23 protein-coding genes are annotated in these 23,078 nt (G+C 44.2%); 10 read left to right on the top strand and 13 right to left on the bottom strand.

Annotated elements, in window-relative coordinates:
* Nucleotides 1-91: 91 nt before the first annotated feature.
* Entirely contained in the window at nucleotides 92-460 is a 369-nt protein-coding gene (locus FTV18_RS06740) for an HPF/RaiA family ribosome-associated protein (RefSeq protein WP_005232722.1), read from the bottom strand.
* Between the two features lie 579 nt (nucleotides 461-1,039).
* Between FTV18_RS06740 and FTV18_RS06735 the strand changes: the two genes are divergently transcribed.
* The 3 genes from FTV18_RS06735 to FTV18_RS06725 all read left to right on the top strand — a co-directional run bounded on the left by FTV18_RS06735 (nucleotide 1,040) and on the right by FTV18_RS06725 (nucleotide 3,223).
* Complete coding sequence (locus tag FTV18_RS06735) at nucleotides 1,040-1,774, top strand: outer membrane protein OmpK (protein WP_180017282.1); 735 nt, start codon at nucleotides 1,040-1,042, stop codon at nucleotides 1,772-1,774.
* Between the two features lie 97 nt (nucleotides 1,775-1,871).
* The gene (locus tag FTV18_RS06730; RefSeq protein ID WP_180017284.1) at nucleotides 1,872-2,375 is read left to right on the top strand and encodes a GNAT family N-acetyltransferase; all 504 of its coding nucleotides are present in this window, start codon (nucleotides 1,872-1,874) and stop codon (nucleotides 2,373-2,375) included.
* A 119-nt stretch (nucleotides 2,376-2,494) separates the two neighbouring features.
* A complete protein-coding gene (locus tag FTV18_RS06725) occupies nucleotides 2,495-3,223 on the top strand; it encodes a hypothetical protein (RefSeq protein ID WP_180002580.1) in 729 nt (242 codons plus the stop codon).
* 59 nt (nucleotides 3,224-3,282) lie between these two features.
* Here the strand turns inward: FTV18_RS06725 and parE are convergent, their stop codons facing one another.
* Both parE and FTV18_RS06715 read right to left on the bottom strand, forming a co-directional pair.
* Nucleotides 3,283-5,163 (bottom strand): DNA topoisomerase IV subunit B, encoded by a 1,881-nt coding sequence (gene parE / locus FTV18_RS06720; RefSeq protein WP_180002579.1) that lies wholly within the window; start codon nucleotides 5,161-5,163, stop codon nucleotides 3,283-3,285.
* A 1-nt stretch (nucleotide 5,164) separates the two neighbouring features.
* Nucleotides 5,165-5,758, bottom strand: coding sequence for a YqiA/YcfP family alpha/beta fold hydrolase (locus FTV18_RS06715; protein WP_180002578.1), 594 nt, complete (start codon nucleotides 5,756-5,758; stop codon nucleotides 5,165-5,167).
* 242 nt (nucleotides 5,759-6,000) lie between these two features.
* Here FTV18_RS06715 and FTV18_RS06710 point away from each other — a divergent pair, with 242 nt between their 5' ends.
* Nucleotides 6,001-7,332, top strand: a complete 1,332-nt coding sequence (locus FTV18_RS06710; protein WP_166137513.1) for an alpha/beta hydrolase — start codon at nucleotides 6,001-6,003, stop codon at nucleotides 7,330-7,332.
* An 88-nt stretch (nucleotides 7,333-7,420) separates the two neighbouring features.
* Here the strand turns inward: FTV18_RS06710 and FTV18_RS06705 are convergent, their stop codons facing one another.
* Together FTV18_RS06705 and gshA are read right to left on the bottom strand one after the other, a co-directional pair.
* Nucleotides 7,421-7,948: a disulfide bond formation protein B gene (locus FTV18_RS06705; protein WP_180002577.1), complete on the bottom strand. Its 528-nt coding sequence runs from the start codon at nucleotides 7,946-7,948 to the stop codon at nucleotides 7,421-7,423.
* Between the two features lie 18 nt (nucleotides 7,949-7,966).
* Nucleotides 7,967-9,544, bottom strand: a complete 1,578-nt coding sequence (gene gshA, locus FTV18_RS06700; RefSeq protein WP_159124207.1) for a glutamate--cysteine ligase — start codon at nucleotides 9,542-9,544, stop codon at nucleotides 7,967-7,969.
* 211 nt (nucleotides 9,545-9,755) lie between these two features.
* Here gshA and FTV18_RS06695 point away from each other — a divergent pair, with 211 nt between their 5' ends.
* From FTV18_RS06695 to FTV18_RS06685, 3 genes are read left to right on the top strand one after another with little or no spacing between them, the layout of a single operon-like run.
* Entirely contained in the window at nucleotides 9,756-10,295 is a 540-nt protein-coding gene (locus FTV18_RS06695; RefSeq protein ID WP_034703170.1) for a DUF924 family protein, read from the top strand.
* Nucleotides 10,296-10,336: 41 nt separating this feature from the next.
* The gene (locus FTV18_RS06690; RefSeq protein WP_180017286.1) at nucleotides 10,337-10,906 is read left to right on the top strand and encodes a hypothetical protein; all 570 of its coding nucleotides are present in this window, start codon (nucleotides 10,337-10,339) and stop codon (nucleotides 10,904-10,906) included.
* A gap of 11 nt (nucleotides 10,907-10,917) precedes the next feature.
* A complete protein-coding gene (locus FTV18_RS06685; RefSeq protein ID WP_179991903.1) occupies nucleotides 10,918-12,219 on the top strand; it encodes a DUF445 domain-containing protein in 1,302 nt (433 codons plus the stop codon).
* 88 nt (nucleotides 12,220-12,307) lie between these two features.
* Here the strand turns inward: FTV18_RS06685 and FTV18_RS06680 are convergent, their stop codons facing one another.
* Nucleotides 12,308-12,595 carry a DUF2798 domain-containing protein gene (locus FTV18_RS06680; RefSeq protein WP_125278848.1) on the bottom strand — a complete coding sequence of 96 codons (288 nt, stop codon included), beginning with the start codon at nucleotides 12,593-12,595 and terminating at the stop codon, nucleotides 12,308-12,310.
* A 253-nt stretch (nucleotides 12,596-12,848) separates the two neighbouring features.
* Between FTV18_RS06680 and argS the strand changes: the two genes are divergently transcribed.
* On the top strand, nucleotides 12,849-14,639 hold the full coding sequence (argS, locus tag FTV18_RS06675) for an arginine--tRNA ligase (RefSeq protein WP_179991902.1): 1,791 nt from the start codon (nucleotides 12,849-12,851) through the stop codon (nucleotides 14,637-14,639).
* 313 nt (nucleotides 14,640-14,952) lie between these two features.
* On the top strand, nucleotides 14,953-15,567 hold the full coding sequence (locus FTV18_RS06670) for an SPOR domain-containing protein (protein WP_159124212.1): 615 nt from the start codon (nucleotides 14,953-14,955) through the stop codon (nucleotides 15,565-15,567).
* Between the two features lie 299 nt (nucleotides 15,568-15,866).
* Here FTV18_RS06670 and asd read toward each other — a convergent pair whose 3' ends face one another.
* From asd to FTV18_RS06645, 5 genes are all read right to left on the bottom strand, one after another.
* Nucleotides 15,867-16,718 carry an archaetidylserine decarboxylase gene (gene asd / locus FTV18_RS06665; RefSeq protein WP_166137528.1) on the bottom strand — a complete coding sequence of 284 codons (852 nt, stop codon included), beginning with the start codon at nucleotides 16,716-16,718 and terminating at the stop codon, nucleotides 15,867-15,869.
* On the bottom strand, nucleotides 16,715-17,563 hold the full coding sequence (locus FTV18_RS06660) for a sulfurtransferase (RefSeq protein ID WP_179991991.1): 849 nt from the start codon (nucleotides 17,561-17,563) through the stop codon (nucleotides 16,715-16,717). The genes asd and FTV18_RS06660 overlap by 4 nt, the downstream gene beginning before the upstream one ends.
* A gap of 178 nt (nucleotides 17,564-17,741) precedes the next feature.
* A complete protein-coding gene (gene pncB / locus FTV18_RS06655; protein ID WP_179991901.1) occupies nucleotides 17,742-18,947 on the bottom strand; it encodes a nicotinate phosphoribosyltransferase in 1,206 nt (401 codons plus the stop codon).
* A gap of 128 nt (nucleotides 18,948-19,075) precedes the next feature.
* Nucleotides 19,076-19,603 carry an ankyrin repeat domain-containing protein gene (locus FTV18_RS06650; protein WP_179991900.1) on the bottom strand — a complete coding sequence of 176 codons (528 nt, stop codon included), beginning with the start codon at nucleotides 19,601-19,603 and terminating at the stop codon, nucleotides 19,076-19,078.
* A gap of 186 nt (nucleotides 19,604-19,789) precedes the next feature.
* Nucleotides 19,790-21,304: a catalase gene (locus FTV18_RS06645; protein WP_180017289.1), complete on the bottom strand. Its 1,515-nt coding sequence runs from the start codon at nucleotides 21,302-21,304 to the stop codon at nucleotides 19,790-19,792.
* Between the two features lie 227 nt (nucleotides 21,305-21,531).
* Here FTV18_RS06645 and dtd point away from each other — a divergent pair, with 227 nt between their 5' ends.
* Nucleotides 21,532-21,972, top strand: a complete 441-nt coding sequence (dtd, locus tag FTV18_RS06640; protein WP_004281259.1) for a D-aminoacyl-tRNA deacylase — start codon at nucleotides 21,532-21,534, stop codon at nucleotides 21,970-21,972.
* Between the two features lie 100 nt (nucleotides 21,973-22,072).
* Here dtd and FTV18_RS06635 read toward each other — a convergent pair whose 3' ends face one another.
* Both FTV18_RS06635 and aciT read right to left on the bottom strand, forming a co-directional pair.
* Nucleotides 22,073-22,552 (bottom strand): SCP2 sterol-binding domain-containing protein, encoded by a 480-nt coding sequence (locus tag FTV18_RS06635; protein WP_004281258.1) that lies wholly within the window; start codon nucleotides 22,550-22,552, stop codon nucleotides 22,073-22,075.
* Nucleotides 22,553-22,692: 140 nt separating this feature from the next.
* Nucleotides 22,693-23,028 carry a ciprofloxacin tolerance protein AciT gene (gene aciT, locus FTV18_RS06630; RefSeq protein ID WP_034703185.1) on the bottom strand — a complete coding sequence of 112 codons (336 nt, stop codon included), beginning with the start codon at nucleotides 23,026-23,028 and terminating at the stop codon, nucleotides 22,693-22,695.
* Nucleotides 23,029-23,078: the final 50 nt, after the last annotated feature.

The raw sequence follows: 23,078 nt of genomic DNA, 5'->3' as shown, positions 1-23,078 counted from the left end.
CGAATAAAGCGGGATTTGTTTTGTTCTCATTCGTTTATTTTATCTAAAATTGAAAAAAGCCCCGTAGGGGCCTTTTTCATCTGCGAATTATTTATTGTTCTAGATCTGTACCCGTATCTTCTTCCGCAAGTTTTAGCGGAGTGCTACGTACGTTATCTTTTTTCTCAATCACATGTTCCAGACTGCGTTTTAAACGGTCGATGGCACCATGAATGGCAGTATCAACATTATGACCATGATGGTTCACGACAATTGGCTTCAAGCCGGCAGGACGTGCTTCGATCATGCAGCGAATATCATCATCGCCTCCTTTGGCGGCATTTTCATCGCTAAGATGCACTGAGAAATGGGTAATACGCTCACTGTGGCGCTGAAATTCCTGATTTAATTCGGTACGAACGTAAGTAATTAGACGATCACTATTGCGAATGTTTTTATCGGTACGGAGTTCAATGTTCATAAAATACCATCCTCAAATCATTTTAACTTTTTAGTGCAGAATTTTTATCTTGGCACGTGTATAGCTTGCTGTTTTATATTGCATTTCAAATCTTCAAATCGCTTTGGATAAAACCCTCCAGATTGAATGATGAACACATTTTTGAGTCTGCAGAACCGTGTTCCTATACTTCGAATATCGGTCCTCTCTTGAAAATATGCAAGTGATATTTTGATTTTTTTAGCAAAAGGACAACCGATCGTGACAACTGCTTACCGGATCGTGATTGACCTTCCAGATTTGGAACAATCGAAATACTATTCACATGACCTTCCCAAAATTAAAGCAGTCTTTGCCCTGTTCATAAAAGATCTATGTAATTACTTTAATCAGCTTCAAAATTGAGTCTCAATTCTTAAAATTAATTTAAATATAAAAATTTAACTCGCTTCAAATATCCTATAAACCTTCTTCTCCCAATATCTCAAATTATCATCAGCTCAGGACGATGAAATATTTCTGTCAGTGATCAATTTTGACTTTATTTTTACTTATTAATCTGTAGTATCCTTAAGCTGCTTTCTCGGGGGAGATATTTAAATGAAATTTACACAAATCGCGGCACTTTGTGCATTGGCTTCAACAGCAGCTTTCACTCAGGCAGCAGTTTGGCAGGATTTTAGTCTGTCAGCTTTATATGGTGAAAACTATAAAGCACCATTTGCAGCTGGTAATGAAAAAATTGATCAATCAACCATTACGGCTGAATATGCAGCTGGTTTAAAATATGGTGATATCTTTGCCTTTGCTGACCGTACCAATAATGACTTCGGTAATGAAACTTACTTCGAAGTTGCACCGCGTTTAAGTTTAGGTGCAGTCACTGGTCAAAAGCTTGAGCTTGGCCCAATTAAAGACGTGCTTATTGCGACTACTTGGGAAGGCAATAGCGGTGCGAGTGACTTTAATAACTACCTATACGGGATCGGTTTTGCACTTGATATTCCATATACTAGCTATGCGAATATTAACTTCTACAAAGCTGACAATGACCTGCAAAAAGACGATTATCAAATGACGATCACTTATGCAGTTCCATTTAAAATTGGTGGCGAAGAGTTCCTGGCAGATGCTTTCCTGGACTGGTCAACCGCTGAAGGTCCTGATCACAAAAGCGAATTGAACTGGACTTCACAATATAAATGGAACGTTGGTAAGCATATCTCTCCTGAGACTAAACTTTACCTTGGTATTGAACATTCTGTTTGGAATAACAAATTCGGTACTGATGTTGATCAACACGATGTCAGCGCATTAGTTAAATACCACTTCTAAGTTTTTAGAATGAATAAAGCAGGACTTCGGTTCTGCTTTTTTATTGCCTAAATTCAGGTTATGGTTAGATATTCTCTTTCTTTTTTGGCATCTGCTTATGAGCTTTGTTATTCGTCCTGCTCAAATTCAAGATTTGGAACATCTACTCCCGATCTACAATGCTGAAATCTTATACGGAACCTCAACCTGGAATAGCACGCCAAAAACGATCCAGGATTTTCAGAACATGCTGAATGAATTAAATGCTCAGCAATTTCCTTTATTAGTAGCTGAGCATTCAGCATCCAGGCAAATTGCAGGTTATGCGGATTATTCTATATTTCGACCCATTCAGGGCTTTAAACACACTGTTGAACATTCTGTCTTTATTCATGCAGACTTTATTGGGCAAGGTCTGGGTAAAGCTTTGATGCTCAAGCTGATTGAACATGCGCGGCAAAATGCTATCCATGTCATGGTCGGTGCCATTGACCATGAAAATCATGCATCAATTGCCTTACATGAGAAATTAGGTTTTAAACAAACCGGTTATATGCCGGAAGTTGGACAGAAATTTGGACAATGGCGCGATCTGGTATTGATGCAACTCAACCTGAATTAAACCAAAATATTTTATTTTTTATGTAAAACTTAATCTAATTAGATCAATAATCTGTTAGAAAAATTGCGTAGAGATAAAATTTTCTATTAAAACCAGAATAATGTCAGTTGAGTAAAATTATGAATAAATGGTTTATCTTTATCAGTATTCTCCCCCTGAGTAGTTTCAGTTTCGCCAATTCAGACTTTGAAGCTGAACTCCGATCCGAATGTGCCAAGGTGAAAAGCTATGCCAACTCGGGAAGAAAATTTTATGATCAGAAACAGTATCAAAATGCGCTAGGACAATTTCAACAGCAAGCTTCCTGGTCTGCTTTTTGTGAGATGCATAGTGAAAACAGTGGTGTATCTTTTTCCGAAAATGCCATTGCCACTGCTTTTAATAATATTGGCTTAAGCTATTTTAAATCAGGAAAGCCACAATGGGCACGGGCCTGGTTCTCAGTCTTTCCTCAAGCCAAAAGCAGTCAATTTAATTTAAAACAGCTTCCTTCCCCGCAAAAAACTCAAAACTTGGCTGGCATCTATATACAGCATGCTGGCTTCGGTCACTGGAATACCATTCAAGTCAAACGGATTAAAAATTCTTATCAGATTCATTTTAATGGCCTCTATATGGGACTAAATAGCATGATTTATGGTCCAAATATAGGTGAATTTGAAACCACAATGCCTGTTAATAAAACCCAAACGACCTATCGATCAGATGACTGCAAAATTAATCTCAATTTTGCTTTTGATCCTAAACAGGGGCAGCAGGTAATTTTAAAACAGGACAGTGGCAGTTCAGGTTGTGGCTTTGGACATAATGTCTATGCAGATGGACACTATTTAAAAGTTGAGTCCTAAATTGAGTTGTTAAAAAAGCCCGCGATTACGGACTTTTTAAATGCATATTAGAAATATACTTAAACAACGATATCCGCCAGGTTACCTTTCTGTTCCAGCCAGTCTTTACGGTCACTGGCCCGTTTTTTGGCCAACAGTTTATCCAGTAAGCCTGAAGTCAGGTGTACATCATCCAGATCCAGTTGCACCAGACGGCGAGTATTTGGATCCAAAGTGGTCTCACGGAGCTGGCTGGCATTCATCTCACCCAAACCTTTGAATCGGGTGATTTGCGGGTTCTTGGTTTTGCATTTTTTCAGGATGCTTTCCAGTTCATCCTCATCCAGCGCATAGTGCACATCTTTAGCATCATCGATACGGAATAAGGGTGGCATTGCCACAAACAGATGCCCTTCTTCGACCAGAATCGGAAAGTGTTTTACGAACAGCGCACATAACAAAGTCGCGATATGCAAGCCATCCGAGTCGGCATCGGCAAGAATACAGATCTTGCCATAACGCAGTTCAGACAGGTCATCTGAACCTGGATCGACCCCAATCGCGATTGCAATGTTATGCACTTCCTGAGAGGCCAGCACTTCATCCGAAGAGACTTCCCAGGTATTTAAAATTTTCCCGCGAATCGGCATGATCGCCTGGAAATTCTTGTCACGTGCCTGCTTGGCCGAGCCGCCCGCAGAGTCCCCTTCCACAATAAACAGTTCAGACTGATCCAGATCATGTCCCACACAATCTGACAGTTTCCCAGGTAAAGTCGGACCAGCGACAATTTTCTTACGTTCAACTTTCTTGGCCGCTTTTAGACGGCGACCCGCTTTGGAAATGGCCATTTCCGCCAGTTGCATAGCGATGTCTGAATTCTGGTTTAACCATAGCGCAAACGCATCTTTGGCAATATTCTGCACAATGCCGGAGGCTTCACGGCTAGATAAACGTTCCTTGGTCTGACCAGAGAATTGTGGCTCCTGGAATTTCAGTGACAGGATATAGTTCACCCCATCCCAGACATCTTCTGCAGACAGTTTCATATTCCGTGGCAACAGGTTACGCAGCTCACAGAACTCACGCATGGCATCGGTCACACCTGAACGTAAGCCATTCACGTGAGTACCGCCTTGTGCGGTTGGAATCAGGTTGACGTAGGATTCCTGAATACTTTCTCCACCTTCCACGTTCCAGCAGATGGCAAATTCTGCACTGGCACGCTCAGCATCACCTGTCGCCACAAAAGCAGGAGCCGGAATGATTTCACGGTCTTCCAGCTCGTCCATCAAATAGTCGACCAGACCATTTTCAAACTGCCAGGTGATCTTTTCATCATTGATCTGGTCGATATAGTTAATTTGCAGACCAGCAGCCAATACCGCTTTGGCTTTTAAGTTATGTTTTAAGGCTTTAAGCGCGAATTTTGGAGAATCGAAATATTTGGTTTCCGGCCAGAAATGAACAGTTGTCCCTGTGGCACGTTTCGGTGCCTTACCTTCTAGCACTTCTAGTGGTGCAGTCGGTTCGCCATTTTCAAAGGCCATTTTATACAGGTTACCGTGACGCTGAACTTCAACTTCTACGCGGCTAGAAAGCGCGTTGACGACCGAGATCCCCACCCCGTGCAGACCGCCAGAAAATTGATAGTTATCAGTACTGAACTTACCACCGGCATGCAATTTGGTCAGGATAATTTCAATCCCGCTCTGACCATATTCCGGATGAATATCGACGGGCATACCACGGCCATTATCTTCAACCGATAATGAACCATCCTTATACACCGTGACCGTGACTTTATTGGCATGTCCCGCCAGTGCCTCATCGACCGCATTATCAATCACTTCCTGCGCCAAGTGGTTTGGACGAGAGGTATCGGTATACATGCCCGGACGACGACGGACCGGATCTAGACCAGATAAAACTTCAAGAGATTGAGCCGTATATTGAGACACGTTATTCGGTTTCCTTTTTTATGCAGTCGGATAAAAACTGTAAGAGCAGCGGAATTTTCTCCGCAAAATCATCCATGCCATGGCTGCCATTGGCCTCGGTCATCAGCAGTGCAGGTGGACGAGCTGAACTATAATAGCGATGTGCTTCACGATAATCCAAAACTTCATCGCCTTGTTGTAACAGCACTAACATTTTGTCTGCATCTTGTGCAGTTGGTAGCGCCATGGCTTCGAGCTGGCCAAGATCTGCGTCATTCAGGCACCAGTTCGGATGAACCTGCAGGGGCAATTCATCATCAAACAGTTCACGAAACAGCTGCCATGGTCGCATTGCCGGATTGATCAGTACAGCCGGCACATGCGCTTGAGCGACCAGATATGTCGCATAAAATCCCCCGAGACTACTGCCGACCAATGCCACCTGATCCATCGACTGGATCAATTTAGCAATCTTCTGAATTGCAGCCATCGGCGGCATGTTTAAATCCGGTAAATGCACCTGAATATCTGGGTACTTGGCACAGTATTGTTCCAATAACTGGCCTTTAATTGAGCTGCTACTACTCTTGAACCCATGCAGGTAAATGATATTCATCGGCAATCAATAAAAACAAACAAAATGTCAAAATTTAATTTAAAAGTGTGAAATACACTTCATTTTATAACCACTTAATTGCTTAAATTGTCTGACAAAAAAGCCTTTAATGTTATGCAATTCTCGCTATTTTAAGAGTATTCCGAATAAATTGAGAATCAAGAATACTGAAAAAAAGAATTTATACCGCGAAGTGCTCAAAAAAGAAAGATGTCTACGGCTCATATAAAGGATAGGATCAAATGCCAAGTTTAACGCCATTGCATGAAACCTATTGTCGATGGGATCGAACTCCGCTTAGCCAGGCAGATGTCCTGGAAGGCCTGGCACAATTGGTCACCATGCGCTTTAGTGATGTAGTACAGGAGCTGATTAAATCGATTCAGCGTGAAATTTTAATGAGCGTATTCGGGCTGAGTGAAAAAAATTCCAAAACTTTCCAGAATATTCCTTATATCGTACGTCTGTATCAAATGTCTTATGACATGATCTTTCATTATGGCAATACCCTGATTGCGCCTGGACTGCGCCGTATTATTGAAAGATTTCCAAAATTACATAATAAACCTCTGACCCCGACCATGCATTTTATGGTCAGTGCCCTGAACGGGATTATTGGCGATTATCTGCTGAAATATCAGAATCCTCTCGCCCTGCCGATGCTCATTTACGATCATTATGGTTCTCTGCAACAAGGTGAGCTAACCGGACGCATTACCCTATTTGTGCATGGTCTGTGCATGAACCATCTGGACTGGTCAACCCGCAAATATCCGGGCATTGGAGAAAAATTACTGGCACAGCGTGACCATAACACCATGCTGTACCTGAACTACAATACCGGACGCCGCATTTCAGCCAATGGCCGCAGTCTGGCCAATGCCTTGCAGGATCTGGTCAAACGTAATCCAGGAATTACCAGTATTGATCTGATCGGACACAGTATGGGCGGTCTGGTGTCACGCAGCGCCTTGTTCTATGGCAAACAAAATGTCTATGACTGGATTCCGATGGTAGAAAATCTGGTCTGTCTGGGCTCACCGCATCATGGTGCGGTACTGGAACGTTTTGGTTTTAGTTTGCAGGAAAAGCTCGGACATTTTCCTTTAGTGAAAATTGTGGGACATGTGGTGAATATTCGCAGTAACGGAATTCTAGACTTACGTCATGGCAGCGTCCGGGATGATGACTGGGAACATAATCCGGTACGGATTGGCTTTATGGACGACAACCGTAAACCAGCCCCGATTCCTGCGCATATTGATGCCTATCTGGTGGCAGGTACGATCGAGTTTGAACACCATACCAACAAAACGCTTAATGTGATCGGTGATTATCTGGTCAGTGTCAAAAGTGCCTTGGGCGAACATCCCCATCCGCGTTTTGATCTGAAAGTACCCGACGCACATAAGGCGATTTTCTATGGACTGAATCATTTTGAAATTCAGTATCATCCACTGGTGGCCGAACAGATTGTGCGCTGGTTCTATCCAAGTGTGGAAGATGAAACCTATACGCAAATTCATGAATACGTGACCGATCTGGACAGTATTGAAGGCATTGCCCTAACCTGATTGAAGGTGAAAAATTTGGTTCGCCTCTAAGAGAGTGATAAAAAAAAGCCAGTCTGTAGACTGGCTTTTTTGATTCCAATTTTGAAAATCAGTATTTATCTCTTAGGCGTTTGACGGGCGCAGTCTGATATTTGCGGAATAACTGCCACAGGCTAATCAGCAATAAGATACTGAAGAACACCAATGACCAGACTGGTAAAGATTGCCCCAAGAAAGTCCAGTCAATAGCGGCACATTCACCTGAACCATTGAGCACCTGCTGTAATACCGATTTCATCGGCAAAGTTTCCAGCCAGTAATCCAGACCTGGGCCACAGCTCGGCACTTGATCTGGGGGCAGGTTCTGTAGCCAGACATGCCGTGCAGCGACACCGACTGACCATAAGATACTCAGCGAGCCTAAGAAAGCATATACGCGCTTCATGGCATTGGATTTCGGATTATGCAGCAACGCAATCAGGGAAATAATCCCTAGTCCGATCAATCCGATTCGTTGAAACACACACAATGGGCAAGGGTTCAGGCCCTGTCCATGCTCAAGATATAAAGCAAATGCCATCCCGGCAATAGATGCCAAAAACAACACACCACTCACGAAGCGATAACCCCATTGCATGGTTAATCCTCTTATTTATTATCGATATTGGGCTAAATATTCAGTAAAACTGATCGTGTTATCTTGCTCGAGCTGCTGTTGTTGCTGCAATGACTTTTGTGACAATTCATTGAAATATTTAAGTGTTTCTTTGCTTAATCGATGTGATTCATAGAGATTGCTATGCTGATGGGCCAAATGCTGACCAAACTGCCACATGCTGCTGTGGCTACGAATATCTCCGACAATCAGGGCTGACAAGGTCGCATCAACTTCATCGACACGGATCTGCATGGCTTGCATAGCATTGCTATATAGATCAGTTTCATAAGCCTGATCGAGCAATTGAGCCAGTGGCTGCATACGTTGCAAATGTAAATTACACCAGTCTTCAATCATATAGCGCTGGCCATTTTCCATAATCGCAGCGTTATAGGCGCGGCCACGATTGACCACTTCAGCCTGATTCTGGTCAATGATTTCCTGTTCGGCATCCAGCAATGCCGGGCTGTCTTGCAATAAGCAGTACAGTGCCACTACTTCCAGGAAGCCGGCAGTATCTTCATTGATCCCGATCGCGCTATACGGATTGACATCTACAGCACGCAGCTCAACATAGCCGATCCCGCGATTTTGCAAGGCTTGCGATGGAGTTTCACCTTCTTTAGGTACCTGCTTTGGACGCACCAGACTGTAGTATTCATTTTCAATCTGTAGCACATGGTCATTGATCTGAATTGGCTGACCATTGGCATCATCCAGACCCAGACGGGTAAACTGTTTGTACGGTGTTCTGACCGCTTTTTGCAGACCTTCCAGATAATCCTGCAGATTATTGTAGTGAATACCCAGCTGTTTCTGCGCTGAATTCTGGTAGCCAAAGCGTCCCATTCGTAATGCAGTCGAATAAGGCGTATATAAAGTACCGCGTACCAGCGGGAATAAGTGGTGATCACGTCCAGTCATAAAACACTGGCAAACGGCTGGACTGGCACCAACCAGGAAAATCACCAATGGGGTTAAACGAATAAAGTTACGGATCAGCCCCATATAACGATGGCTGCGATAATCCTGCAGACTTAAAGCGCGCAGCTCTTCATCAGTTTCCTGTTCCTGGAGCGCTATAAAGAAATGATCCGGGAAAGACAGATTATAGTGAACCCCGGAAATGGTCTGCATACGACGGCCATAACGCACGCCTAAACCATGACGATACAGCGTTTTAAATAAGCCAATATTGGAACTGCCATATTGCGCCAATGGAATATTTTCATCCTTACTGTCGAGCATACATGGCATAGACATCGGCCAGAGCTTTTCATCATTTTTCAGATGACGGTGTACAAAGGCATGAATATCAGTCAGATAGTTGAGAGCTTCAGTAATACTCTCTTTCGGCGGAGTAATAAACTCCATCAAGGCTTCAGAATAATCGGTCGTAATATGCGGATGTGTCAGAGCTGAACCTAAGGCATGAGGATGCGGTTCCTGCGACAGGAAACCATTGCTTTGCATACGCAAGCTCTCACGCTCGATACCGCGCAGCATTCCTTTGATGAGCGACGAATCTACCCATTCCGGTAATACATCATGGGCAGTCGATTCAGGTTGACTCATTACAATCTCGCTTAATGGGGGTAACTATTAAAATAGAATCATCGGTTTAGCTTAGTATACCGCGATTTCCAGACAGCACATGCTGCCCTGCCTAGTTTTCAAGCAAACCATTGATTTTTAGTTGGGCAAATTTTTAACACAAAGTTTCTCTATAAGACATGTGAAATTTGTGATTTTATTGACAAATAAATGCTAATAAATTGTAAACATTATGAATTATCAAGATATTTTAGACTTCTGGTTTAGTCCTGAAACGCAACCCAACTGGTTTGCCAAAAGTGACCAGTTCGACCAAAGTTTGAAGGAAAAATTTGGCGATATTCTGGAACAAGCCAGTAAAGCTGAACTATGGTCATGGCGTAAGAATGCTGACGGCCGACTGGCAGAAATCCTTGTTCTGGACCAGTTTTCACGCAATATTTTTCGGGATACGCCGCGTGCTTTTGCTCAGGATAGTCTGGCTTTGGCACTGGCTCAGGAAGCCATCAGCCAGGATCTGGACAAACAGCTGAGCCCGGAGCAACGTTCCTTCCTTTATATGCCTTTCATGCATAGCGAATCTAAATTAATACATGAATTTGCGCTAAAATTATTTCAGCGACTCGGCAATCCAGAAAACCTCGAATATGAAATCAAGCATAAAATCATTATTGACCGTTTCGGACGCTACCCACATCGCAACCAGATTCTGGGCCGTGAATCCACCGAGGAAGAATTGAGTTTCCTGACCCAGCCAGATAGCAGCTTCTAGAGGTCTGTAACTCGCTGGATCATCCTATCAGGAGAACGAAGATGAAAAAAACCGTCATTGCCCTGACCCTTGCGACGACCGCCCTGCTTTCCGGTTGTGCAACGATACCGTCCAAGCCGCTGACCTTTGACCAGCTCGGCCAGTACAGCACCACTCCGCTGAATGCCAACACTTATCGCATCAGTTTTCAGGCGCGACCTAATATGAGTTTCGGTACAGCCGAAGAAATTACCCTGCTGAAAGCCGCTCAAACTACGGTACAAAATGGCTTTCAGTTTTTCCGGGTACTGAACGATCCAAGTAATCGTAGCCAGCAACCTCCACGTCAGGCAATTGTCTATCCAGCGCCTAGTGTCTATCCATACGGCTATTATCGTCCTTATGGTTATTCCCGCCGTTATCCGGGATTCTGGCCCGATCCATTCTATGACCACCCCTATACTGTCACTTTAGATCCTGCCCAGGTCGCTTATACCATTGAGTGCTTTAAAGCCGGTCAGGAGCCGAAAGATGCTTTTGATGCCCGCTTGATTTTACAATCACTTGGCGCTAAATATGGAGTAAGTCCATCCGGCCAAGTACTCCAACCACAGCCGGCCACGCCTCAATAACAGGATGATTTATGCAGAAAGAGCAGCCGTCACCAAGCTTACAACGCAGTAAACGTTTTGCGACCATTGCACTGGTTGTCGCAGTACTGGCTTGGCTGGCGCTGATGATTACTGCCAAACTGCTGCCTGAATATGTCTGGCTGATTCATATTCTGATGCTCTCTGCCGAAGCAGGTGTAGTCGGTGGTCTGGCGGACTGGTATGCAATTACCGTGCTGTTCCGCAATCCTTTTGGCCGGCTACCGATTCCAAAATTTTTACGTGACCATACTGAAATTATTCCACGCAATAAAGCCCGGATTGCCGAATCTATGGGGCGCTTTGTGCAGGAAAATTTCCTTTCCCCGCAAATTGTGCAGCGCAGTCTGGCTAGTACGGACTTAAGTCTGGCTGCCGGCCGCTGGCTGGCCAATCCGCAGAATAATGCCCAAGTCATACAAGTGATTCAGCAGACCGTACCCAAAGTATTTGAATTTGTCGGGCAGGAACAGATCGCCGGGTTTATCCAGAGCAACAGTGTGCAATGGGTCAAAAACACCCAGATCAATACCCTGGCCAGCGAAATGCTGCGCGCTATTTTGGAAAATGATTTCCATCAGGATGTGCTGCAACGTGGCCTGGATGTGGTGCATGCCTGGATGACTTCAAATCCGGAACAGACCCGTGAGCTGACCCGCACTTTATTCAAGGAAATGGGCGTCTGGCGTCTGGCCAAAGGCGCCAGCTGGATCGGTATTGATGTGCAGCAACGCAGTATCGATTCGGTGATTCAGCGGGTGGAAGCCATGCTGGCAGATCCCGACCATCCGTGGCGGCTTAAAATTGAAGAAACAGCTCAAGAATTGATGCAGCAATTGGCAGATTCTGAAAGTATGGCCAGCCAGCGACTGAATGAAACTAAAGATGCCCTGCTTGACAGTCCGCAAGTGCTAAATTTTATCAGTGGTGCAGTGGTCATTTTATGCGATGCCATCAAAGCAGATTTGCAAAAGTCGGATTCGGGGATTGCGGAGAATCTGCGAGTCGCCATTCAGCAAGTCGGTGAAAATATTATTTCAAATACTTCAGTGCGTGAGTTGCTGAATAACCGTCTCAGTGGTATCGCTGTCGATTTGAGTGACCAGTACAGTGAGAAAGTGATCCGTTTTATCAGTGAACGTATTCATGAATGGGATTCGACTGAGATGATCGACAAGATTGAAAACGAAGTCGGTGGTGACCTGCATATGATCCGGGTCAATGGTGTCGTGGTCGGGGCCTGTATTGGTCTGATCCTTGGGATCATCCGCGCTGCAGTCGAGCATCTGATTTAGTTGGTTTTTTCAGCTATAGAACTCATCTGTTAGCGAATGCTTTTTACCTTCTAAAACTTCTTTCTTAATTCTCATTGATAGAAAACAATTATTTGGGTGGCTGATTTCCTGACATATCGACCAGCAATCCGGCAAATTTGCGTACAAAAGGCAAAAGCGTTACCACAATCGGAAAAGCAATCGCCCAGGAAATCATCCAGTTATGAAACCAGAGGGCCATAAAGCCCTCAATCCAGCCCAGATTGCGCAGCATGTTAATCATGGAAATAATTCCACTCATCAGGCAGGACAAGATAAAAGGCACAATGACCAAGGCCCATTTGGCTGGAAGTTTGGGAATATTGCCGATGATGGTCGGACGCTGTTTTGAATCCATGCTGACTCTTTTTATAGTTTCAATCAGGCTAATATAGGCTATTTTGATTGCTGGATGATTCATTTTTTATAGTAAAGTTTGCAACTTATTTATTCCCCTCTTTCTCATGTGATCCTTCATTGATGACCGACCGATGGATAGAAACCATAGGCTGCTAATCGTATATTTTTTATTCCCCATAAATGGTTTTACCTAAAGAGTCGGAAATTTGCTATATTTGCTGTTTTTCTGCGATATCTATTTTCGACTGATTATGAATACGGCAATCCAAGCAGCTCTCGATCATGCAGTGCAAACTTTACAGGCACAAAACGTACTCCCATCTGACTGGAACAATACAAGTAATTTGACGCGTACCAAAGACCGCAGCCACGGTGACTTTGCATCAAATATTGCCATGATCGCGTCTAAAGCTGCGGGGATGAAACCGCGTGATTTAGCAGAAAAAATCCTTGCTGCCCTGCCTGAAGTGGCGGATATCAGCAAGGCAGAAATTGCAGGCCCAGGCTTTATTAACTTCTTTTTAAATGCAGACCAGCGTTTTGCTGTGCTGGATCAGATTCAGGCTCAACAGGCAACGTATGGTCGTACCCAGGCCAATGCGGAAAAACGCGTTCAGGTTGAATTTGTGTCTGCGAACCCGACTTCTAGCCTGCACGTAGGTCATGGTCGTGGCGCTGCTTATGGTATGACTGTTGCAAATCTGCTTGAAGCGACAGGTGCCAAAGTTGACCGTGAATATTATGTTAACGATGCTGGCCGTCAGATGGATATTCTGGCGACTTCAACTTATCTGCGTTATTTAGAATTGACGGGTCAGGAACTGGTGTTCCCGAAAAATGCCTATCAAGGTGATTACGTTAAAGAAATCGCACAAAGCATTATTGATAAAGACGGCGATATCTATGTTCGCCCTGTTGCAGACGTTTATAAAGATGTCCCTGAAGACGTACAGTATGCTGCCGAACCGGATGCTGAAGGCAATAAAGTAGTTGTTTCAGGCGATAAAGAAAAGCACATTGATGGCCTGATCTTCAACTCACAAACTTTATTAAATGAAGGTTACCGTGTATTCCATCAAGCTGCGTTAAAAGCCATCCTTGATGATATTAAAGATGACCTCGGTGAATTCGGGGTGACTTTCAACCAGTGGTTCAGCGAAGCAACTCTGACTGAAAAAATTGATGAAGCGCTACAAACTCTAGATCAGCGAGGCTTCCTGTATGAAAAAGATGGCAACATCTGGTTCAAGTCAACTGAATTTGGTGATGAAAAAGACCGCGTGGTTAAACGCCGTAATGGTCAAACCACTTATTTCGCGTCTGATATTGCGTATCACCTAAACAAATTACAACGTGGCTATACCGATATTATAGATATCTGGGGTTCAGATCACCACGGTTATATCGCACGTGTAAAAGCAGCGATTGATGCTCTGGGCTATGACTCGAAAAAACTGACTGTACTTCTGGTTCAGTTTGTCAGCCTGTGGCGTGGTGGAGAGATGGTACAGATGTCCTCTCGTTCAGGCCAGTTCGTGACTTTACGTGACCTGCGTAAAGAAGTCGGTAATGATGCAGCGCGTTTCTACTATGTCATGCGTAAATCTGAACAGCACATTGACTTCGACCTTGACCTTGCCGTATCTCAAAGCAAGGACAATGCCGTGTATTACATCCAGTATGCGCATGCGCGGATCTGCCGTATGTTAGAAAAGGCAACCTCTACAGGTGTGAACTTTGATGCAGCCACTGCACGTGGTCTGGCAGCCAAACTTGAGCTGGAAGCGGAGACTGAAATTCTGGCAAAGCTGGCAGCTTATCCAGAGATTGTCGTTCGTGCTGCAAACAGCTATGAACCGCATCAGATTGGTAACTACCTGAAAGAGCTGGCTGCGCTGTTCCATGGCTGGTACAACGACAACAAGGTTCTGGGCGATGATGCAGAATTAACTCAGGCACGTTTACTGTTATCTGTAAATGTTCGCCAGGTGCTGCGTAACGGTCTGGAACTGCTTGGTGTATCTGCGCCTGAGAGCATGTAAGCAAAACACTGTTTTGCATGCTCGCAAGGCGAGAGCTAAGCTCGAAGCGAAAATGTAAAGCACTGCTTTTACATTGACGCAAGACGGAGAGCTCTGCTCGAAGTCAGCATGCTAGTCATTGCCGTTTATCTGCTGAATAAATATTTTGTAACTTTAGCTATGTGTTTGAAGATGCAGATAAATTAAAATTCTGTGTGATTTGTGATCTAGATAATGACTTTTCTATCACGATCACATAGGATGAAGTCATAGTAGGGGCATAACTGCTGTTATGCCTTTTCTATTTGCCCCGATAAATAAGAGGAAATCCCAAGTGTTTGGAAAAACGCAGCGCGGTGTATCTGAAAGACCGAATAAGCCCAAAAAGCCACTTATTCCTACCTGGCTCGGCACACTCGTGATCATTTTAATCGTGTTAAGTTTTTTAATGGCACTCATGCTGTGGAAGCCATGGGAACCTGTTAAACCTAAAAACCAGGCTACGGCTGAGCATTCTCAAGAAGAAGATACCAATAAAGACTACCGTTTTTATGATCTGTTGCCACAGCAGCAAGTGACACCGATTCCTGAAGAGGCGGTTCCTGAAGCAAAAAATCAGGAAGCAGTGGTGATTGTAGAGGCACCAAGACCTGAAGTTGATGAATCAGAAACAGCAACTGAGCCAGGTCTGGATGCAACCGAAGCCCCAACTCCTGCTTCTGCAAGCTATATTTTACAAGTTCGTAGTTTTGATGACCCGGATCAGGCAGATGCCCGCCGTGCAGAAATCATTCTCAACGGTTTATCTGCAGATGTAGTCCGCAGTGTGGAAAATGGCAAGGTTTGGTATCGTGTCGTGTCTGGACCTTATGATTCAGCAGAATCTGCGATTATTGCACAGCAAACCTTACAACATAGTGGTATCGATTCGATCGTGGTCAAACGATAAAGTTTAGAAAATAAAAAAGCGCCAGATGGCGCTTTTTTTGGATCTTTTATCTCCTCCCTTTTTTAAAGGGAGGTTGGGAGGGATTTTAATTTTTTAACTCCCTCTTGCGAAGCAAGGCTTCTCACCTTTTTCAAAGGGAAAGAATCTAAGGGATATTTGTTATCATGAGATTCCCTCCTAAGCAAGCTTTGAAGCACTGCTTTGAATTGAAACGCAAGAGGAGGAAATTAGAATATTTAATCCCCCTCAATCCCCCTTTTTCAAAGGGGGAAGCAACATAACAGGAGATTAAAAGCTTTTTATAGGGTATGACCCAACGCCTCACCCATCAATACGGTTGAATTGGCTTTAAATTTCTCATCCCATTGCATCTTGTTTTCCTCAAACAGGATAACGGCGGTTGAACCTAGGTAAAAACGACCCAGTTCAGCGCCTTTTTCAAGGAATAAATTGTGCTGGTTTAGCTCGATACGACCAGATGGTTTTACCTTGCCAGTCGCCACAGTTTCAATACCAGCCACAATCATCGCACCAACTAGAACCACTGCCATACGACCAAGTTCGGTATCAAACAGACATACCATACGTTCATTACGGGCAAACAGACCTGGAATATTTTCGGCTGTGGTCTGGTTGACCGAGAACAGTTCACCCGGCACATATAAAGTTTCAGTCAGAGTCCCGGCAAATGGCATGTGAACACGGTGATAGTCACGTGGTGACAGATACACCGTCGCAAACTCACCATTCTTGAATGGTTCTGCTAGTTGCGGATCAGCAATCAAGTTTTCAACCGTAAACTTCTGGCCTTTGGCCTGAAACACATCGCCATTTTCAATTTTACCCAGTTGGGAAATCGCGCCATCTGCCGGAGATACGATCGCAGTTGAATCAGCATCGACCGCACGCACCCCGGTTCTTAGTCCACGGGTAAAGAAATCATTAAATGATTTGAATTTCAGGGCATTGGTTTGCTCAGCAATCGACATATCAATTCCGTATTTGGTCTTGAATGCTGCGATCACGGCTGTTTTTACAATCGGATTTTCGCTGGCTGCAATTTTTCCCACCACACGGGACAGGCGATGCTGTGGCACCACTTTTTGGGCCTGGATAAACAGTTGTTGTTTTAGACGCGATGTGATGCTCAAGATGGCACCTCTCCTGTAGCGATTGGACTATCGAGGCGGTTGCCCCATTCACTCCACGCACCATCATAGGCTCGAATATTCCAGCCGAATAAGCGACCCAGAATATAAGCCAGACCTGAACGGTGATGGGACTGACAATACACCACAACCGGCTGATCCAGATCAAATCCCAGTTGTTCCAGACGCTGCTGAGTACGTGGTAAAGGATGTAATTTTAAATGATTTTGCCGGTTAAGGGCAGTACTCCACTCAAAATGACGTGCGCCCGGGATGTGACCACCGCGTCGCGCAGCCAGACGCAGGCCAGTGTATTCATCTTCTGTACGACAATCCCATACCTGAATTTTTTCATTTTCAATGAGTTGTTTTAATTCATCATAATCAATCTGAAACTCAGCCTTTCTTTCAAGATTGACTGGAACCAGATGATCGACAGGTATAAACGTTTCCTGATCTGATGAAGTCGGTAGTCCCGCACCCAGCCAGGCATGAATGCCGCCATTGAGTAAACTGGTATTTTCAAAGCCCATGCAATGCAGGTTCCAGAGCAGACGCCCTGCCCACGCACCGCCTTCATCATCATAAGCTACGACATGATGTTCAGGAGAAATATTCAGGTAACGAATTAAAGCTTCCAGCCCTTCTGCATCCGGTAACAGGCCCATGGCTGTTTCTTCCTGACGAACCAGCAGCTTGGGTTGCAGATGTAAGGCATGTGGAATATGCAATTGTTCATAAACCGACGCCCGGCTTAAATCAACAATTCGAAGTTTTTCATTTCCCAAATGTGGAACCAAATCTTCTGCTTCAATCAGCAGACCAAAGTCAAAGGCGGAAGCTGTCATCTTAGTAGTTGTCATTGCGGTCAAATCCTTTTGATCTTAGCACAGCTCATTTTTTCAATTATGTTGTTTTTATCTAGATCCTTAGCATAATTTTAGCTAAAGCTGATTTAAGAAAGACCATCATCCAAGAAAAAACCGCCTCATGATTGAAGCGGTTTTTTGAATCAAGCAGAGATTTTTAGACAGGTTCTGAGATATTGAACACCTGACGCAAATATGCCAGGAAAGTATCATTATCCGTCATGGTTTTTCCTGGGCTATCGGAGATTTTCGCTACCGACTGACGGTTGCATTCCACCAGTTTCAATACGATATTTAGCGGCGTCTGCCCCATGTCATTGGTCAGATTGGTGCCGATCCCGAAGCTGACCTGAAAGCGGTCTTTAAAGTATTGATGCAATTTCCAGGCTTTTTCCAGATTCAGGCCATCACTAAAAGTCAGCATTTTGGTTTTGCTGTCAATTTTCAGCTTTTTATAGTGAGCATAAGCCTTGTCACCCCATTCATAGGGATCGCCACTATCATGACGCAAGCCGTCAAACAGTTTGGCAAAGTACAGGTCAAAGTCACGCAGGAAAGCATCCATACCGACTACATCGGTCAAGGCAATTCCGAGGTCACCACGGTATTCTTGTACCCAGGTTTCTAGGGCTGCTTTCTGGAAATTACGCAGACGCACATCCAAGGCCTGAAAGGCTTGCAGAAATTCATGCGCCATGGTGCCGATCGGGGTAATACCCAATTCTTTGGCTAAGTACACATTACTGGTCCCACGGAACACGTGCGGTGCAGCTTTATTAAATTCTTCAACGACATGCTTTTGCCAGTCAAAACTATAACGACGGCGGGTACCAAAGTCCGAGACCAGGAATGGTGGATCATTCGGGTTCTGCGCGGCATCATACTGTTTTAGCAATTCAATTTTAGCTTTTAAACGGCGCTCACCTTCGGCTAGCACTTCGGGTGTACGGATACGACTGAAATACAGTTCATTCACAATGGCCAGTACAAAGATTTCAAACATCATTGCCTGAACCATGGGGCCTTCAATAGTAATATCCAGGCGGCCTTCATTGTCGATGGTGGCCTTAATAAAACGCCGTTTGAGCTGGAATAGTTCCAGATAATCCACAAAATCGCTTTTGATAAAACGCAGGCTGCGTAAATATTGTAATTCGTCTTCTTTAAATTTGAGCTGACACAGCAAATCCAGTTGGTGATTCAAATCATCCAGAATATCCGTCAGCGGATATTCCGTATCTTCCAGGTTGCGACAACGGAAATGATAGACACTATGCGTTTGTGGAAACTTGTGTAATACCACTTGTAGCATGGTGAATTTATACAAGTCAGTATCTAACAAAGAGTGGATAATTGGAGCCATAACTAAGGGAAATATCGCTGTGCTTATCCCGCATTAAAGCATAAAAGTTTAGGCAATATTGCAGGATTTACGTACAGCTAGCTGAATTATCGACAAAAGTTCAAGAAAATAAACTGCTTCCCACACAGTTATTTGACTGCTTTCAGCCCGTTTTCCTGTTCCTTGATAATTTTTTGTAGCTGCTTTTCCTGACCGATCACCTTGGCAAATTCAGCTGTGGTTTTTTGCCCGGTTTTCTTGGCTTGGGCATCACAGTCGACCTGACGCAGCTGTTTGGCAATGGCAAATTCCATTTTAAACAAGGCACCCATCAAGGCTGTATTGCCACGGTTGTCCCGGGCGCAGCGGTCTGCCCCTTTGGCCAGTAAGGTGGTCACAATATCCTGATGGCCATAATAGGTTGCCATCATCAACGAGGTATAACCATCTTGATTGCGTACATCGACTGGAAAGCCGTGCTTTAAAAATTCATTGATCACTTCGCTATTGCCGATTTTAGCAGCAGCAAAAAACAGATCGATCAATTCCTGTTGTGAGGTCATCTGAACGCTTGCCGCAGTTTTTGCAGGGGAGACATTCTTCACTTCAGCAGCAGTTGCGAATGCGGAACTAAAGGCAAGAATACTGGCTAGAAATGCGTGTGGCAGAACTTTCATGATGAACTCCAATAGAAATCGAAAGGAAAATTTAAGTTTTTAAAAACTCAATTGACCTGAGATGGAATGAAAAACAGAGTGCCTGTAAAACTCCCCCTAGGGTGCAGGAAAGGTTTGGAGTATTACAGGACTTTTTGGAGGTGATGCGCTATGCCCTAGTCACCAGTTCCTCAAGACCAATCGGGATTAGTCTTTTAATTTTGCAGCTTTGGCTTTAACGATGGCGATGTCACCATTTACAGCTTTAGTCATGCGCATACCGTAGTCAGCATCTGCCTTATAGAAGTAAGACAACATGATGTGCTTGGTTTCTGAATCTTTGACATTGCCCAGATCAGCCGCCAGGTTCATGATCAGGTCATCTTTCTCTTTGGCAGTATATGAACGGTACAAGTCACCTGCTTGCTTGAAGTTTTGCTCTTTAGTACCGATCTGTTGCACATGACCAGTCAATGGTGTTTCAACTGCACGCGCTTTTTCAGTCGCCGGTTTAGGCTCTTTACGGCTTGGCTCGTAGTTCACATCAGAGTCACGCTCAGACACATTCATGTGACCTTCCTGGTTATTGTTGTTCACATTCACCACTGGACGGTTTACTGGAATTTGCTGATGGTTGGCACCTAGACGGTACATTTGTGTATCTGAATAAGAGAAGATACGGCCTTGAAGCAAACGGTCTTCAGAGGGTTCGATACCTGGTACCAGATTACCTGGTGCAAATGCAGCCTGTTCAGTTTCATTGAAGAAGTTCTTCGGCATACGGTTCAGCGTCAATGTACCGACTTTTACTTCTGGAACCAAATTGGTTGGCCAGATTTTGGTTGGGTCTAACGGATCGAAATCAAAGCTATTCAGATCTTTAGGATCAAGCACCTGAATATACAGATCCCATTTCGGGAAATTACCTGCATAGATGTTGTTATAAAGATCATTGGTCAAGTGATTGAAATCTTTACCTTGTTGCACAGCCGCTTCTTTGACATTTAAGCCCTTCACACCCTGTTTAGAGCGGAAGTTGAACTTCACGTATTTGTATTCGCCTTTGTCGTTATACAGTTTGTAAGCATGTACACCAAAACCGTCCTGTTCGCGATAGCTGGTTGGGACACCTTGCTTGCCATAAACATAAGTCAGCATGTTGGTTGCCCAAGGCTGGCTAGACAGAAAGTCAAACACACGGTTGGCATCTTGTACGTTGGTGACGGGGCTTGGTTTCATCGCGTGGATGAAGTCCGGGAATTTGATCGCATCACGGATAAAGAAGACTGGTGTCTGGTTACCGACCAAGTCCCAGTTACCTTCCTGGGTATAGAATTTGATGGCGAAACCGTGCGGGTCACGTAGGGTTTCTGGTGAACCTTTACCATGAATGACAGTAGACATGCGCACAAAAACTGGAGTTTTAGTACCGGCCTTGAATAAAGAAGCAATTGTTAAATCAGACAGATCTTTAGTCGTAACGAATTCACCATAAGCCCCTGCACCACGTGCGTGAACCACACGTTCAGGAATGCGCTCACGGCCAAAACGTTGCAGTTTTTGAACCAGTTGTACATCCTGCAGCAAAGTTGGACCTTGTGGACCCGCAGTGATCGAGTTCTGGTTATCACCGACTGGTGCCCCGTTATCTTTGGTTAATGGTGCAGCTTGTGCAGCTGTCACCGTTGCAAGCATTGCAACAAGTAATGAACGCTTAAACATTTCTAAATCTCTCAATTTAATACCTTTCCTGCATGCAGCTAAGATACTTGAGAGCAAAAAATAGATAAAACAGATAATTTTTATGATTATGATCGTGTTTTTAGATAGTTTAAAATATTATCAATGCTAATCAATCAATTAAGCCCATTTTTTAGACATTAACTTAATAACAGATGAGTCTGATCTTGCTACAATGGCGGCAATTTTGAATCTGACTAAAATTGATTATGCGTGCATTATTACAACGGGTACTGGAAGCCAAAGTCGTGGTCGATGGTGAAACCACCGGAGAAATTGGCAAAGGTATTCTGGTTTTTCTAGGTTTAGGTAAAGAAGACAATCTGGAAAAAGGCAAAAAACTGATTGATAAGATATTGAAATACCGTTTCTTTGATGATGAGCAGGGCAAGATGGGCTGGAATGTCAGTCAGGCCGGTGGCGGTTTACTGCTAGTGTCCCAATTTACCTTGATGGCGCAAACTCAAAAAGGCTTACGTCCGGATTTTGGTCCCGCCATGCCGCCAAGCGATGCCAAGGTCTTGTATGAACAGCTGGTTGAATATGCGCAGAGCCAGTTCGAAAATGTACAAACCGGTATTTTTGCGGCCGATATGAAAGTGCATCTGGTCAATGATGGGCCGGTAACGTTTAATCTGGAAGTTGAATAAACCGTCATTGTTCCAAAATGAAAAAAGCCCTCTTGATGAGGGCTTTTTTATGATAATCCTTCCCTAGCCCCTCCTTTAATTAAAGCAGGGGGATTAGGAGTTATTTACCAGTTTTCTCTTTAATAAACTGGCGTGCCATTTTCACTTTTTCTTTGACCGGTTTTGGCAGTTTAGGCGGAATCATTTTCGCAACCTGGTTAAACCAGACCAGCAGACCAAAATCACCTTCCATTTTAATCGTGCCACTTTGCATACCGGTCATGAATGCAGTCGGATCACCTTTAAGTAACGTTTTTACACCCTGTTCACTGTCAGCAAATTGCAGTACAAAATCAGCTTTTTCTGCATCACCTGAAACGGTATCAATATGACCATTATTCACAACGATCTGACGTGCCATTCCTTCATCTGTTCCAATCTGAATACGGAACTGGCGTTCATGTACCAATTCAATAAATTTCGGGCTGGTACGTGCTAACTGCTTCATACGTAATGCAAGACCTGCGACTAGCAAATCAAGTGGATCGGTACTGAGGTCAACCAGAGGAAGTTTGAGCACAGGAATGGAGGACAGTTTCATGGAATTATGCCTATTCTAATTGTACGAAAATTGACAAATATCCTAGCATAGATCAAAGCCAGGCAGATGCAGGACTTTGTATCATATTTCTAAACGAAAAATGCACCCGCAGGTGCATTATTTCGCTGATATTAGAGAACTTAACGGCTAGATAGCTGCTGCTGGTCATCTTCATACACTGGTGTATGTTCGATATAACGGCGTTTAGCCAAAGCACGCTCTGCACGTCGATCTTCACGCAATAACAGTAAGGTCACTACGACCATCACGGCCGTTAAAGCTGTCAGATAGCTATATGTCATCGGGAGCTCAAACAAGGCTTGAGTACCTACTCGAATCACTTCGATCAGGCCCCAGGCCAGCATTCCCGCAGCCATAAAACTTAACCAGCGACGATAAGGCGAGAAGAAAACAGCAAGCACAGCCGCGGCGACTAAACTAAAGCCTACGAGAGTTGCTAGATTCGCTGTTACCATATAAACCCCTCCATCCAAAAGGATAGTGTGTATGCTTGATATTGCAACCG

It is taken from the genome of Acinetobacter sp. YH12241 (genome assembly GCF_013417535.1).
Lineage (GTDB): Bacteria > Pseudomonadota > Gammaproteobacteria > Pseudomonadales > Moraxellaceae > Acinetobacter.
Note: the sequence above shows the minus strand (reverse complement) of the source record. Positions and strands in the feature narration are given on the sequence as shown.

What these genes read in the sequence shown, in the direction of transcription:
- FTV18_RS06740 (WP_005232722.1), bottom strand. Translation starts at nt 460, where the DNA reads ATGAACATTGAACTCCGTACCGATAAAAACATTCGCAATAGTGATCGT.
- FTV18_RS06735 (WP_180017282.1), top strand. Translation starts at nt 1,040, where the DNA reads ATGAAATTTACACAAATCGCGGCACTTTGTGCATTGGCTTCAACAGCA.
- FTV18_RS06730 (WP_180017284.1), top strand. Translation starts at nt 1,872, where the DNA reads ATGAGCTTTGTTATTCGTCCTGCTCAAATTCAAGATTTGGAACATCTA.
- FTV18_RS06725 (WP_180002580.1), top strand. Translation starts at nt 2,495, where the DNA reads ATGAATAAATGGTTTATCTTTATCAGTATTCTCCCCCTGAGTAGTTTC.
- FTV18_RS06715 (WP_180002578.1), bottom strand. Translation starts at nt 5,758, where the DNA reads ATGAATATCATTTACCTGCATGGGTTCAAGAGTAGTAGCAGCTCAATT.
- FTV18_RS06710 (WP_166137513.1), top strand. Translation starts at nt 6,001, where the DNA reads ATGCCAAGTTTAACGCCATTGCATGAAACCTATTGTCGATGGGATCGA.
- FTV18_RS06705 (WP_180002577.1), bottom strand. Translation starts at nt 7,948, where the DNA reads ATGCAATGGGGTTATCGCTTCGTGAGTGGTGTGTTGTTTTTGGCATCT.
- gshA (WP_159124207.1), bottom strand. Translation starts at nt 9,544, where the DNA reads ATGAGTCAACCTGAATCGACTGCCCATGATGTATTACCGGAATGGGTA.
- FTV18_RS06695 (WP_034703170.1), top strand. Translation starts at nt 9,756, where the DNA reads ATGAATTATCAAGATATTTTAGACTTCTGGTTTAGTCCTGAAACGCAA.
- FTV18_RS06690 (WP_180017286.1), top strand. Translation starts at nt 10,337, where the DNA reads ATGAAAAAAACCGTCATTGCCCTGACCCTTGCGACGACCGCCCTGCTT.
- FTV18_RS06685 (WP_179991903.1), top strand. Translation starts at nt 10,918, where the DNA reads ATGCAGAAAGAGCAGCCGTCACCAAGCTTACAACGCAGTAAACGTTTT.
- FTV18_RS06680 (WP_125278848.1), bottom strand. Translation starts at nt 12,595, where the DNA reads ATGGATTCAAAACAGCGTCCGACCATCATCGGCAATATTCCCAAACTT.
- argS (WP_179991902.1), top strand. Translation starts at nt 12,849, where the DNA reads ATGAATACGGCAATCCAAGCAGCTCTCGATCATGCAGTGCAAACTTTA.
- FTV18_RS06660 (WP_179991991.1), bottom strand. Translation starts at nt 17,563, where the DNA reads ATGACAGCTTCCGCCTTTGACTTTGGTCTGCTGATTGAAGCAGAAGAT.
- pncB (WP_179991901.1), bottom strand. Translation starts at nt 18,947, where the DNA reads ATGGCTCCAATTATCCACTCTTTGTTAGATACTGACTTGTATAAATTC.
- FTV18_RS06650 (WP_179991900.1), bottom strand. Translation starts at nt 19,603, where the DNA reads ATGAAAGTTCTGCCACACGCATTTCTAGCCAGTATTCTTGCCTTTAGT.
- FTV18_RS06645 (WP_180017289.1), bottom strand. Translation starts at nt 21,304, where the DNA reads ATGTTTAAGCGTTCATTACTTGTTGCAATGCTTGCAACGGTGACAGCT.
- dtd (WP_004281259.1), top strand. Translation starts at nt 21,532, where the DNA reads ATGCGTGCATTATTACAACGGGTACTGGAAGCCAAAGTCGTGGTCGAT.
- FTV18_RS06635 (WP_004281258.1), bottom strand. Translation starts at nt 22,552, where the DNA reads ATGAAACTGTCCTCCATTCCTGTGCTCAAACTTCCTCTGGTTGACCTC.
- aciT (WP_034703185.1), bottom strand. Translation starts at nt 23,028, where the DNA reads ATGGTAACAGCGAATCTAGCAACTCTCGTAGGCTTTAGTTTAGTCGCC.